The sequence below is a fragment of the Haemophilus pittmaniae genome (assembly GCF_900186995.1).
Taxonomy (GTDB): Bacteria; Pseudomonadota; Gammaproteobacteria; order Enterobacterales; family Pasteurellaceae; genus Haemophilus_D; species Haemophilus_D pittmaniae.
The window spans coordinates 1,972,844-1,984,759 of the sequence record NZ_LT906463.1 but is presented as its reverse complement, the minus strand read 5'-3'; the positions used below and the strand labels follow the sequence as shown (position 1 = coordinate 1,984,759).

The following is an 11,916-nucleotide window of genomic DNA, read 5'->3' as shown; positions in this document are numbered from 1 at the left end:
AAGCGCGGTCAATTTTCAAAGAGTTTTAAAACCTCTTTAAATTGACCGCACTTTTTTATTACTTATCAAACACCTCAAAACAGTTCTTAAAACACTTCTAATGAAATCAATGGGTTAGGTGATTTTTTTGAAAAACTCTTGAAAATAGCAGGGCGTTTCTGAAGTGCTTTAAGTTTATTTGCTAGTAGCTAAGGCATTATGTAAGGGCAAAGGACAGGTATAAAACCTGTCCCTACAGATACTAAAAAACCGAAAAATGATGGCTTAGATTCTTATCACTGTCCTGTAAAAGATTGTTATAAAAATTTTCTTGTAAGTGATGAATTTGAATCAACGATTAAAATAGCCCAGAGGCTCATCGATTGACAGCTAGTTACGGAAGAAGTAGAGAAGATCAAGAATATAGAAATATTTGAATAAAGATAAATTAGAAGAGGCTATTGATATAGATGTAATGGATATAAGACAAAAATTTGCTAGTAAATATGATAAGGCTATAGAGGACATGCTAGAATACTCTAAAAAACTAGCTCCTAACCAATTTAAGGACAAGAGGAAATAAGTATGAAATTTTCTTTATCAAAAGAAAAAGGAGAAAAATGTCTTTTTTTTAAACAATCAAGAGAACATGTAAGAACTGTTTTAGCTTCTGATTATGTAGAGTTTAGAAAAAGCCAATTTTCATCAAATACTGCAGATAATTTCAATAAATTTGGCGTTCATTGTTTTTATGATGAACATAACTTCTTGCAAGAAATTGAAATTTTTAAACCTAGTTTTGTATTTATCCTAGATATTGATTTTTTAGGTAAGAGAAAGGATGAGATTGAGAAAATTTTATCTAATTTAAATATAAAGTATGATTCTGATGGTATGGGGATTGTTATTGATGAGTTAGGTGTTAGTACTGTTTCTGATAAAATGAATATAACAGAATGTATATATTTTCATTTGACTGATTCTCTTTATATAAATATATGTTTAGAATAAGAGGTTATTTAAATAATTTTATTATATTGATGATAAGATATTAAATAATCATAAAAATATGCATACAGGAAATTAAAAATGAAAGAACAAGAGATTTATCAAAAAATAGGAGAGTTATTGTGGTCAATAATGCCTGAAGAAGCCGTAAGGATTGATTTTATTGGCTCTATTTATCCTGAACATTATTCTGGTGGAGCTGAATGGGTTGTTGCGAACGGCGATATTCATTACTTCCCATTAGGTCAAAGACCTGATGAAATTGAAGGTGAAATTATAAATTTAATGAAACAATTGAGATCTACCTTATCTCAAGAATGGACCCAATATAAGTTTTCCCTATTTGATAATATGGAATTTAATATTAAATTTGCCTATGTTCCAGATGAAGATAGTTGGCCAATGCTCTATCTTCGAGGAGTTAGTGATCTTGAAGAAAATGAGCTAAAGGAATATGGGATTCCTAGAGAAATCTGGGAAGAACGAGTAAAAGCAAAGAAGAAAAAATAAAATAGTTAAACTTTATACTAAAAGTGCGGTTAGTTTTTAGTAAGCTTTAAAAATTGATCGCACTTTTTTATTGCTTCGCGACATCTTAAAAGCCTCTGGTATGATTGTGAAATTGGGCTATTTATCGGCCTAAAGTTTTTTAAAACAATTATAATAAAAATCAATGAGTTAGATGGTGTTTTAGATAAAACTTCGGAAAATGGATGGGCGTTTATTCGGTGCTTTAAGCTTATTGGGTTGCAATTGGAGCTAGAGTATTTGTTCTGTTGTTAAGGATATGGCGATTACAGATTGCATAAATCGGATATTGCCTGTAGTTCGGCGAGAGGAAGGGAGTTTTTTTAGGCTTGTCTGATTTGGGAAAATAGATGAATTAAGACGGGCTATAGATGAGGATATTCGTTATGATAAAAAGGAACGCATTAGCGTCGGGTTAAAAATCCTGTACGTAATGCAGAACTCAATATTTCACTTAGGTTTAATTTGTCCAACTTTCGGGAGCAGATCACTTTTTCTCATTACGGCATTTTATTTAAATGGGATTTTTTAGTTGTTATTTACTGCCCCTTTATTTTGATGAGAGCGTGGAAATATGGATCAAGAATACCAACGTGCAGTCACCAGAATTTGTGTACAAACCGCATTATTATTGTTACAGCATGGTGCTGAAAGTGCCGTAGTCGTGCAAATGGCTCAACGATTAGGTCTTGCTTTAGGCTTAGAAAGCGTGGAGTGTGCTTTAACGGCAAATGCTGTATTACTCACTACGTTGTCCAAGCAACATTGTATTACCACCGTGCGCAAGAATGTCGATAAAGGCATTAATATGCAAATTGTTACTGATGTTCAACGTATTGTGATTGCCGTAGAACGTCGGGTGTATGATTTATCTATGGCACAAACAAAACTGGATAAGTTAAAACCACTAAAATATAACCGCTATTTGGTGATATTGATGATTGGTTTATCCTGTGCCTCTTTTGCTCACCTTTCTGGCGGTGATATGGCAATTTGCGCGCTCACCTTTATTGCTTCCGCCGTTGCCATGTTTGTGCGACAAGAATTTTCCAAACGTCATTACAATCCACTCATTGTTTTCGCTATTACATCCTTTGTTGCATCGCTTATTGCCGGTATAAGTTTGAAATATAACTTCGGCAACGATCCGCATATTGCATTAGCTTCTAGCGTTTTATTACTGGTTCCGGGATTCCCGTTAATTAATTCACTTGCGGATATTTTAAAAGGGTATGTCAATATGGGATTAGGGCGCTGGACTATCGCCACTGTGCTCACTTTTGGCGCTTGTTTAGGTATCGTCTTTGCATTAAATCTTTTAAATATCGTTTCCTGGGTGGGGTAATATGATGTTTTTATTGAATTTATTAGATGATATGTTGTTTTCGGCTATCCCTGCAGTGGGATTTGCTTTAGTGTTTAATGTGCCTGCTAAAGCCTTAAAATATTGTGCTATTTTGGGTGCGATTGGGCATGTCACGCGAACTTTATTGTTAAATTTTGATGTTCCTATCGTATTTGCCACCTTTTTGGCAACCTGTGTCATTGGTTTTATTGGGGTGCATTTGTCCCATCGTTATTTAGCGCATCCAAAGGTCTTTACGGTGGCAGCGATTATTCCGATGGTGCCTGGTGTTCATGCTTATAAGGCGATGATTGCCATCGTCCAAATTCATCATTATGGTTTTTCAGATGCTTTGTTTGAACAAATGATTGCTTCCTTTATTAATACCAGCTTTATTTTAGGGGCTCTTGTTTTTGGTTTAGCCTTACCAGGGTTATTGTTCTATCGACAAAAACCGGTTGTGTAGAGAATAAAAAAGCCGACATCAGTCGGCTTTTTGGTATTCAATGCGCTTTAATTAAGCATGGCAAGTTTGGCAAGCGGCTTGGAACATCCAGACCAGTTTTTCTTGCTCTTTGATGTAGTCGCTCATTTGAGAAGCGGTACCTTCATCATCGGACTCACCGGCTAATTCAAGGATTTCGCGTTGTTGTTCAAGCAATACTTTTAACCCTTCCAATGTGCCTTTTAAGCAGGATTGAGCATCGCTTACGCCCAATTCTTCTTTAATTCGTGAGCTTTGGAAGTATTGGGAATAGCCGTTATGCGGAGTATGGCCTAGGGTTAGGATACGCTCTGCAACTTCGTCCACTTTTTCCACTAAATCTGTATAGATTTCTTCAAATTTTGCGTGTAATTCAAAGAAGTTAACGCCTTTAATGTTCCAGTGATAACCACGTACATTGGTATAGAACACTTGGTAGGTTGCTAATAATTCATTTAATTTTGCTGCTAATTTTTCTGATGCTGCTTTATCTAAACCGATAGATGTTTTTGATTTTGACATAGTGTTTTCCTTCTCTGTTGTTGATTTTAATTTATTCCCTGCTTGGGAAGTGCGGTCATTATAGGAGGGCATTTTTCTATTGGCTATTTCATATTTTCTCTAGAATTGATAGTTATATTCTATTTATATTAATAAACCGATTGTTAGATTCTTTTGCTTTTCGTGTTCGTTGTTCGATAAACGCCCTTTTAATTTTCAACGTTTTTCCTAAAATGCGGTGTAACTCATTGATTTTATTAGGGTTGGTTGAAAAATGATATCGCAGGCAGATTTACTAAGATTATCAATAGGGTTTATGCTGAAAATCCCCTATACTTGCGCAGGTTTGATTCTTTTATTAGGGAACATTATGCAAAAACAATTGATTACTACAATGATGCTCGTTGCCGGAGTACTGTTGTCCGGTTGTGAGGATAAGGCGCAACAGGAGAAAATCGCTCAGCTTACTCTGCAAGTCTCGCAACTCACTGCGCAAAATACAGCGCTGGAGAATGCGCTGAAGGAAGAAAAAGTCCTGCGTGAAGCCATTATTCCGGTGATTTTTGCCGAGGAAGAGGCTATTTTTGATAAAAGTGAGACGCTGAAATTTACCGAATCGTCCGAATTCGCGCAGAAATCGGAAGGCGCTTTAATTTATCGGATCATGGGATTAAAAACGAATGTGGATTGGTTGAATTCTGTTTTGCTAGAACAATTAATTCGCGTAAACAATACTACCATGGATAATCGTGAGGAAATTCATGTTACGACGCAAGAACAGCTTATCGCACAACTACAACAAGCCTATGATGCGGATAAGAAAGATGTCACTGAAGGCGCTTATACGATTGAGCGTGAACTGGCCCTAAATTTTGAAGGGCAAAAAGAACGTATAGCAACCTTTAGTATTGATACCTATGAATTTGCCGGCGGTGCTCACGGTGTGGGGACGAGGAACTATCTTATGGTGGATATGCGGAGTCATAAGTTGTTGACTTCAGAGGATATTTTTCAGGCCAGTAGCGAGGATAAGCTAAAAGAGTTGATTTGGCAGGCATTGACCGATCCAAATTATGAAAAGGCAATGACAGAAGATGAGAGCTCAAAAGAAAAAATTGATGTCACTGACAATATTTATTTTGACGATGATGGCGTGCATTTTTTCTATAATGTGTATCAGATTGGCCCATATGCGGCAGGAGTGTACGACTTACTCATCAATTGGCGAGAATTGGCGCCTTTGCTTAAACCGGAGTTTGTGCAAACATATCGAATTAAACGGGTAAAATAAGCGAATTGAGAAAAAAGTGCGGTCTTTGAAAACCGCACTTTTTGTTTATGATATTTTCAAACAAGCCACAAAATGACTATTGTTTTGGCTGGTGAACGGTGGTTTTTGTTTGGCACAATTTTCATCAGCCTTGAGGCAGCGGGTTCGGAATACACAACCGGACGGAGGATTAATTGGTGAAGGCAGATCACCCTCAAGCAATTCGATGGATTTGTTGCGTTCCAATTTCGGATCGGGAATAGGGACGGCTGACATTAAGGCTTTTGTGTAAGGATGTTTGGTGTCGTTATACACTTCCTCGTCGCTGCCTAATTCCATTGCATTACCCAAATACATCACCAATACGCGGTCGGAAATGTGTTTTACCACGGCTAAATCGTGGGCGATGAAAATTAAGGAAAGCCCCATTTCTTTTTGTAGGGATTTTAATAAATTCACCACTTGAGCCTGAATCGATACATCCAATGCAGAAACCGGCTCATCACAGATGATCATTTTCGGTTCAATGATTAAGGCGCGAGCAATGCCGATACGCTGACATTGGCCACCGGAAAATTCATGGGGATAGCGGTTAATCAAATTCGGTAACAGACCAACTTTCAACATGATTGCCTGTACTTTTTCCTTTACTTCAGCCGCGCTTAAGTGGGGTTGGTAGATTTTCAATGGTTCGGCAATGATTTCACCAATGTTCATGCGCGGATTGAGAGAGGCAAGCGGATCTTGGAAAATCATTTGAATGTCTTTGCGGGTCTCTTTCCATTGTTTGGCCGATTGTTTTCGCAAATTTTTGCCAAGCCATAAAATTTGCCCCTCGCTGGCCTCTACCAAACCGATAATGGCGCGTGCTAGCGTGGATTTACCACAGCCGGATTCACCTACTACGCCGAGGGTTTCGCCGGCGTAAAGTTTAAACGAAACATCCTTCACCGCTTTTAAGGTTTGTGGTTTAGCGAAGAAAAGGGATTTATCATTTTTAATTTTAAAACTAACGCCTAAGTGATTAACTTCAAGAAGTAAGTTTTTGTTATCTGAGCTTGTCATTGGGCAAATTTCTCCGCTGGTAGCCAACAGTTGCGCAATTGATTGTGATTAAATACGCTCAATGTCGGTGCTGTTTGGCATTGTTCGGTGGCGAATTGGCAACGTGGTGAGAATGGACACCCCTGCGGTAAATGCAGCAAATTCGGTGGATTTCCGGGGATGGTAACTAAATGCTCTTCGTTGCTATTTAAGCGTGGAATAGCATCCATTAAACCGATGGAGTAAGGATGGCTTGGATGGTAGAAAATTTGTTCTGCTGTGCCGTATTCCATGGTACGGCCGGCATACATCACCATGACTTGATCGCAAATTCCTGCTACTACGCCTAAATCATGGGTGATCATGATAATTGCAGTATTAAACTCCCGTTTCAACTCATTTAATAAGGTCATGATTTGAGCCTGTACGGTCACATCCAAAGCGGTGGTTGGCTCATCGGCAATCAGTAGCTGTGGACGGCATAGCAAGGCCATGGCAATCATGACCCGTTGACGCATACCACCGGAAAATTCATGCGGATACATGCCCATGCGTTTTTTTGCTTCCGGCATTTTGACTGCATCAAGCATTTTTACCGATTCGGCAAAGGCGGTTTGTTTATCATAACCTTTGTGCAACTGTAGCACTTCCATGAGTTGTTCGCCGATTTTCATATAAGGATTCAGCGATGTCATGGGATCTTGGAAGATCATGGAAATTTGATTGGCGCGGATTTTATTGAGTTCGGTTTTAGGCAGATTAACTAATTGTTTGCCTTCAAAGATAGCCGAACCTTCCACTTCACCATTGTCAGCTAACAAACCCATTAGAGCAAATGCCGTTTGCGATTTTCCCGAACCGCTTTCGCCTACGATACCGAGTGTGCTACCGGCATTGAGGGTAAAGTTTAAATCATTCACCGCCGTGACAATGCCATCCGGCGTTTTGAAGCGAACATAGAGATTTTTTACATCTAATAAAGGGGTCATTATTCGCTCCTATCGGTCTTTCGGATCCAGGGCATCACGCAACCCATCACCAATAAAGTTAAAACAAAATAATGTGAGACAAAGGAAAAATGCCGGGAAAATTAATAACCAAGGCGAGACTTCCATTTGTGCTGCACCATCACTTAATAGCGCTCCCCAGCTACTCATCGGCTCTTGAGTTCCTAAGCCTAAGAAGCTTAAGAATGATTCGAATAGAATGAGTCCTGGTACTTCAAGTGAGGCATACACAGCCACTAAGCCCAATACATTTGGAATAATATGCTTGAAAATGATTTGGCGACGTGGCACGCCACAAACAATCGCCGCTTCGACAAATTCTTTATTTTTTAGGCTGAGGGTTTGTCCCCGCACGATACGCGCAAGACCAAGCCAGGCAATGGCCCCGATCGCGATAAAAATCAAGAAAATATTTTGGCCAAAAAGGGTCACCAACAAAATGACGAAAAACATAAATGGAAATGAGCTAAGAATTTCTAAAAAACGCATCATTAACATATCTGTCTTGCCACCCACATAGCCGGAAATTGCGCCATAAATTGTGCCGATAGTCACGGAAATGAAAGCACCAGCAATACCGACCAATAAGGAAATACGTCCACCGATAGCAGTACGTACCAACAAGTCTCGACCAGAGGCATCAGTACCAAAGAAGTGATAACCTTCCATAGTCGGTGCACTACTCATCATATTCCAATCGGTGTCTTCATAGGTAAAGGGGAAGAACCAAGGCGCAATGGTGATAAATATAATAATAAATGCCAAAATAATGAGACTGGCAACGGCAGCCTTATTGCGGAAAAAACGGCGTTTCGCATCTTGCCATAGGCTGCGGCCTTCCAGTTGCATTTCTTCAATACGGTCAGCCACTTGCTCCACAAAATCCGCATTTTTCTGATTAATCGGCTGAGTACGATAATCTGTCATAACTTGTCCTTAATAACGAATTTTTGGATCGATAATGGCGTATAGAATGTCCACAATCGCATTAAATAAAATGGTCAATGTGCCCACTAAAATGGTGAGACTTAACACCAAAGAGTAATCACGGTTTAATGCACCGTTTACAAATAATAACCCCATGCCAGGTAAACCAAATACGCTTTCGATTACCATTGAGCCGGTAATAATCCCCACAAAAGCAGGCCCTAAATAGGTAATCACAGGTAAAAGAGCAGGGCGCAAAGCATGTTTTAAAATGATTCTTGAGGTTGAAAGTCCTTTAGCTTTGGCGGTACGAATAAAGTTGGAGTGCAGTACCTCAATCATGGATCCTCGCATAATCCGCGCAATTCCCGCGACATACGCGATAGTCAACGAAGCCACCGGTAACACAATATACATGGCCGCGCCACCGTTCCAACCACCGGCCGGCAACCAGCCTAAATAAATAGCGAAAATCAGCACTAAAACCGGGGCAAAGACAAAGCTTGGCATAATGACCCCGAGCATAGAGAAACTCATCAAAATATAATCCCAACGACTATTTTGGTTGAGTGCGGCAAGGGTACCGGCGGTTACGCCCAAGACCACGGCAAAGGCGAAAGCGATCATACCTAATTTTAAGGAAACAGGAAAAGCGGAGGCAATTAAGTCGTTGACCGATTGATCTTTATATTTAAAAGAGGGACCAAAATCGCCTTTGGAGAGATTTTCCAAATAAAGAAAATATTGTTTATGTAATGGTTCATTTAAATGGTATTTAGCCTCGATATTTGCCATAACTTCTGGCGGGTAAGCACGTTCCGAGGTGAACGGACTGCCAGGGGCGAGGCGCATCAGAAAGAAGGAAAAAGTAATCAAAATAAACAGCGTCGGTAAGGCTTCCAACAGCCGTTTAAAAATAAATTTGAGCATAACAACTCCAACCAAAATAGGAAAAGTGCGGCTAAAAACAAGGGATTTTTAACCGCACTAAATATCGGCAATAAATTAATGTTTAATAATATAAAGATTGCGTAAGTAGATTTGATCTTGCGGATCTTTGCCAGTGTAGCCTTTTACATAAGGTTTCACTAAACGCGGATTGACATAGTTAAAGATTGGTACGATACCGTAATCTTTTGCAAGAATTTCTTCGGCTTTCGCATAGGCTTTTGCACGCCCTTCAGCATCGGTTGCAGCGTAGGATTCGGCTATTGCTTTATCATATTCCGGATTCGCATATTTCGCGGTGTTATTGCTGGAATTAGATAAGAAATAGTTACCAAATGTGGTTGCTTGGTTGTAGTCCGCATTCCATCCTGCACGAGCAACATCGTAACGACCGGCACGACGACTATCGATATAGGTTTTCCATTCTTGGTTTTCTAATTTTACATCCACTAAGCCTTTAGTATTGGCTTTCCACATAGAAGCTGCAGCGATGGCGACTTTCTTGTGGTTTTCGTTGGTGTTGTAAAGAATGCTGAATTTTAATGGATTCGCTTTGCTGTAACCAGCTTCCTCTAAGAGTTTAATAGCTTCTTCATTACGTTGTGCCATTGGTTCTTTTGAATAAGCAGGTTGTTGAATGAGCTGACCTTCTTCGATGTAGGTTGGCGTAAACACATAAGTTGGTGTTTGACCTTGGCCTAAAACTTTATCGGTGATCACATTACGATCAAGGGATAAGTTCAAGGCTTTACGAACATTCACGTTATCAAAAGGCGCTTTCTTATTGTTTAACTCGTAAGAATAGGTCGCAAGAGTTCGTGTTGTGAATACTTCACCAGGTAACTCTTTTTGTAATTTAGCGAATTGTTCCGGTGGTAAAGCATAACTAGTGATATCTAAATCGCCGGCACGATAACGTGCTACATCGGTACTTGGGTTTTCAATAGCCAGGAAAGTCGCACCATTGATTACGGTTTCTTTATCGTTCCAATAGAGTGGATTACGTTCAAATTCGATTTTTTCATTAATCACATGGTTGGTGAGCTTATAAGCACCGTTACCCACGATATTTTCTTTTTTCACCCAAGCATCACCGAATTTTTCGACTACTTTTTGCGGCAATGGTAATAGGGATTGGTGGGTGGTTAGACTAACTGCATAAGGCACCGGATTTGTCGCATGGATAACAAAGGTATAATCATCCTTCGCTTCAACACCTAAGTCGGCTGGTTTTTTCTTGCCATCAATAATGTCTTGGGCATTTTCAACCTGCAAATAGCTCAAAAAGCTTGCGTAAGGTGCGGCTGTAGCCGGATCCACCAAACGGCGCCAAGCAAACACAAAATCATGAGCTGTGACCGGTTCGCCATTGGACCATTTGGCATCTTTACGTAAATGGAATGTCCAGGTTTTGAAGTCCGGTGTGTTTTCCCAACTTTCAGCAACACCCGGTAGAAGTTTACCGTCTGAATCGGTAGTGACTAAGCCTTCGAATAATTGGTAGGCCACTTGTGATTCCGGTACGCCTTCGGTTTTTTGTGGGTCAAAACTTTGTGGTTCCGCCCCGTTATTGATCACGATATGTTGTTTTTCGTCCAGTTGCGTTCCCTCTGGCACGACGACCGCTTGCACGGAGTAGGAAAGGGCGAGGGTAAGCGCTGAAAGAAGTAATTTGTGTTGCATTTGAGCCTCCTTGTCATTAGGCGTTTGGATGTGAAGTTTCCTTATTATCCTAAAACCTCCCTATTGTAAAGTGAAGAGCAGAATAAATAATAGGAAAATGCAAATTCTATGTTTTTGTTCAAAAAATATGGATTATTATTGTTTTTTCTCACAATTTTTTGAGGAATCAATGGATAGCAAATCGGTAAATGGTTTTGACACTAGAGAAAACGCCCTATCGTTTTACCGAGTTTTTCTTAAAATGTAGGCTAAGCTATTGATTTTATTGGGGTTGTTTTGAAAATGATCTGAAGTGGCTCAAAATCATGGAGATGATGGTTTTTGAAAATAAAAAACCTTACCGAGAAGGGTAAGGTTTTTAATGTAGAAAAAATGATTATTTGGCAGCTGGCGCTTGTGGTGCAGCTGGAGCGAATTTCGCGGCTAATGCAGCGCCAGATTTTTGCAATTCCATCATTTTGTCTTGTAATTGTTGTGCTTTTTCAGCATAAGCTTTAGTTTGTGCTTCAGTTGGTTGTTTTAATGCGAAATCTGCTTGATCAACCAATAAACCGCTTGCTAATTTCAACACATCTTGGTTTTGAGCTTTGATAGTTTTTAGCAATTCAGTTTTTACTTCTAATTTGTCTAAGCTGTTAATTGCATCTTCAACGGATTTGTTGAATTCATCGATTGCAGCACGAACTTTTTTCTCATCCTTGGTTGCAACCGCTTCAGTTAACGCTTGTTGGAATTTTTGTTGAGCAGCTAATTGAGTCGGTGCTTGTTCTTCATTCCATTTCATGAAGGCTTGATAATCTGCTGTTTCATCGGCGCTTGCATTTGCAGTCGCTGGTGCAGCTGCTGGTTCGCTAGCCGGTGCTTTATCTGCTGCAGGAGCTTGTTCTGGAGCCGCTGGAGCTGCTTGTTGTTCAGTTTTCGCTGGTGCTGCATCTGCTGCAGGAGCTTTGTCTGCCGGTTTGTCACAAGCGGTTAAGAAAAGTGCAAGAAGCGCTGCTGCACTGAATTTAGTCATTTTGTTCATAGATTGAGATCCTTTTTATGAAGCTAATTGTCAAAATCGACCTGTCAATTATAAGACGACAGTAGCGGGTTAGACAGTAAAACTTAGTAGAAGTTTATAAATAAACGGAAAATTTGTATTTTCCTGAGTTTTAAGAAAACTTAAAACGCACCCGCATTTTACAGAGTT

General features: G+C 39.7%; 12 protein-coding genes. 5 read left to right on the top strand and 7 right to left on the bottom strand.

Translation table 11 applies throughout. The features are described 5' to 3' along the window. Nucleotides 1-564: 564 nt before the first annotated feature. The 4 genes from CKV74_RS09455 to CKV74_RS09440 all read left to right on the top strand — a co-directional run bounded on the left by CKV74_RS09455 (nt 565) and on the right by CKV74_RS09440 (nt 3,326). Nucleotides 565-990, top strand: coding sequence for a hypothetical protein (locus tag CKV74_RS09455; RefSeq protein ID WP_095177072.1), 426 nt, complete (start codon nt 565-567; stop codon nt 988-990). A gap of 78 nt (nt 991-1,068) precedes the next feature. Further along, nucleotides 1,069-1,497, top strand: a complete 429-nt coding sequence (locus CKV74_RS09450; protein ID WP_095177071.1) for a hypothetical protein — start codon at nt 1,069-1,071, stop codon at nt 1,495-1,497. A 592-nt stretch (nt 1,498-2,089) separates the two neighbouring features. After that, complete coding sequence (locus tag CKV74_RS09445; protein ID WP_007242546.1) at nt 2,090-2,860, top strand: threonine/serine exporter family protein; 771 nt, start codon at nt 2,090-2,092, stop codon at nt 2,858-2,860. Nucleotide 2,861: 1 nt separating this feature from the next. Next, nucleotides 2,862-3,326, top strand: coding sequence for a threonine/serine exporter family protein (locus CKV74_RS09440; RefSeq protein ID WP_007242564.1), 465 nt, complete (start codon nt 2,862-2,864; stop codon nt 3,324-3,326). 51 nt (nt 3,327-3,377) lie between these two features. Here the strand turns inward: CKV74_RS09440 and CKV74_RS09435 are convergent, their stop codons facing one another. Continuing rightward, entirely contained in the window at nt 3,378-3,866 is a 489-nt protein-coding gene (locus tag CKV74_RS09435; protein WP_007242584.1) for a Dps family protein, read from the bottom strand. A gap of 349 nt (nt 3,867-4,215) precedes the next feature. Here CKV74_RS09435 and CKV74_RS09430 point away from each other — a divergent pair, with 349 nt between their 5' ends. Beyond that, on the top strand, nt 4,216-5,136 hold the full coding sequence (locus CKV74_RS09430; RefSeq protein ID WP_007242571.1) for an RsiV family protein: 921 nt from the start codon (nt 4,216-4,218) through the stop codon (nt 5,134-5,136). Between the two features lie 45 nt (nt 5,137-5,181). Here the strand turns inward: CKV74_RS09430 and oppF are convergent, their stop codons facing one another. From oppF to CKV74_RS09400, 6 genes are all read right to left on the bottom strand, one after another. Further along, nucleotides 5,182-6,180: a murein tripeptide/oligopeptide ABC transporter ATP binding protein OppF gene (gene oppF / locus CKV74_RS09425; protein ID WP_007242570.1), complete on the bottom strand. Its 999-nt coding sequence runs from the start codon at nt 6,178-6,180 to the stop codon at nt 5,182-5,184. After that, nucleotides 6,177-7,148, bottom strand: coding sequence for an ABC transporter ATP-binding protein (gene oppD, locus CKV74_RS09420; RefSeq protein ID WP_095177070.1), 972 nt, complete (start codon nt 7,146-7,148; stop codon nt 6,177-6,179). The genes oppF and oppD overlap by 4 nt, the downstream gene beginning before the upstream one ends. A gap of 9 nt (nt 7,149-7,157) precedes the next feature. Next, on the bottom strand, nt 7,158-8,093 hold the full coding sequence (oppC, locus tag CKV74_RS09415; RefSeq protein ID WP_007242575.1) for an oligopeptide ABC transporter permease OppC: 936 nt from the start codon (nt 8,091-8,093) through the stop codon (nt 7,158-7,160). Nucleotides 8,094-8,102: 9 nt separating this feature from the next. Continuing rightward, complete coding sequence (gene oppB / locus CKV74_RS09410) at nt 8,103-9,023, bottom strand: oligopeptide ABC transporter permease OppB (RefSeq protein ID WP_007242550.1); 921 nt, start codon at nt 9,021-9,023, stop codon at nt 8,103-8,105. Nucleotides 9,024-9,098: 75 nt separating this feature from the next. Continuing rightward, nucleotides 9,099-10,724, bottom strand: coding sequence for an ABC transporter substrate-binding protein (locus CKV74_RS09405; protein ID WP_007242530.1), 1,626 nt, complete (start codon nt 10,722-10,724; stop codon nt 9,099-9,101). A 376-nt stretch (nt 10,725-11,100) separates the two neighbouring features. Then, the gene (locus CKV74_RS09400) at nt 11,101-11,748 is read right to left on the bottom strand and encodes a PM1805 family lipoprotein (RefSeq protein ID WP_007242534.1); all 648 of its coding nucleotides are present in this window, start codon (nt 11,746-11,748) and stop codon (nt 11,101-11,103) included. Nucleotides 11,749-11,916: the final 168 nt, after the last annotated feature.

Excerpts from the sequence above, each read along its gene's own strand:
- oppB (WP_007242550.1), bottom strand. The coding sequence starts at position 9,023 with ATGCTCAAATTTATTTTTAAACGGCTGTTGGAAGCCTTACCGACGCTG.
- oppF (WP_007242570.1), bottom strand. The coding sequence starts at position 6,180 with ATGACAAGCTCAGATAACAAAAACTTACTTCTTGAAGTTAATCACTTA.
- CKV74_RS09405 (WP_007242530.1), bottom strand. The coding sequence starts at position 10,724 with ATGCAACACAAATTACTTCTTTCAGCGCTTACCCTCGCCCTTTCCTAC.
- oppC (WP_007242575.1), bottom strand. The coding sequence starts at position 8,093 with ATGACAGATTATCGTACTCAGCCGATTAATCAGAAAAATGCGGATTTT.
- CKV74_RS09450 (WP_095177071.1), top strand. The coding sequence starts at position 1,069 with ATGAAAGAACAAGAGATTTATCAAAAAATAGGAGAGTTATTGTGGTCA.
- CKV74_RS09440 (WP_007242564.1), top strand. The coding sequence starts at position 2,862 with ATGATGTTTTTATTGAATTTATTAGATGATATGTTGTTTTCGGCTATC.
- oppD (WP_095177070.1), bottom strand. The coding sequence starts at position 7,148 with ATGACCCCTTTATTAGATGTAAAAAATCTCTATGTTCGCTTCAAAACG.
- CKV74_RS09435 (WP_007242584.1), bottom strand. The coding sequence starts at position 3,866 with ATGTCAAAATCAAAAACATCTATCGGTTTAGATAAAGCAGCATCAGAA.
- CKV74_RS09455 (WP_095177072.1), top strand. The coding sequence starts at position 565 with ATGAAATTTTCTTTATCAAAAGAAAAAGGAGAAAAATGTCTTTTTTTT.
- CKV74_RS09430 (WP_007242571.1), top strand. The coding sequence starts at position 4,216 with ATGCAAAAACAATTGATTACTACAATGATGCTCGTTGCCGGAGTACTG.
- CKV74_RS09445 (WP_007242546.1), top strand. The coding sequence starts at position 2,090 with ATGGATCAAGAATACCAACGTGCAGTCACCAGAATTTGTGTACAAACC.
- CKV74_RS09400 (WP_007242534.1), bottom strand. The coding sequence starts at position 11,748 with ATGAACAAAATGACTAAATTCAGTGCAGCAGCGCTTCTTGCACTTTTC.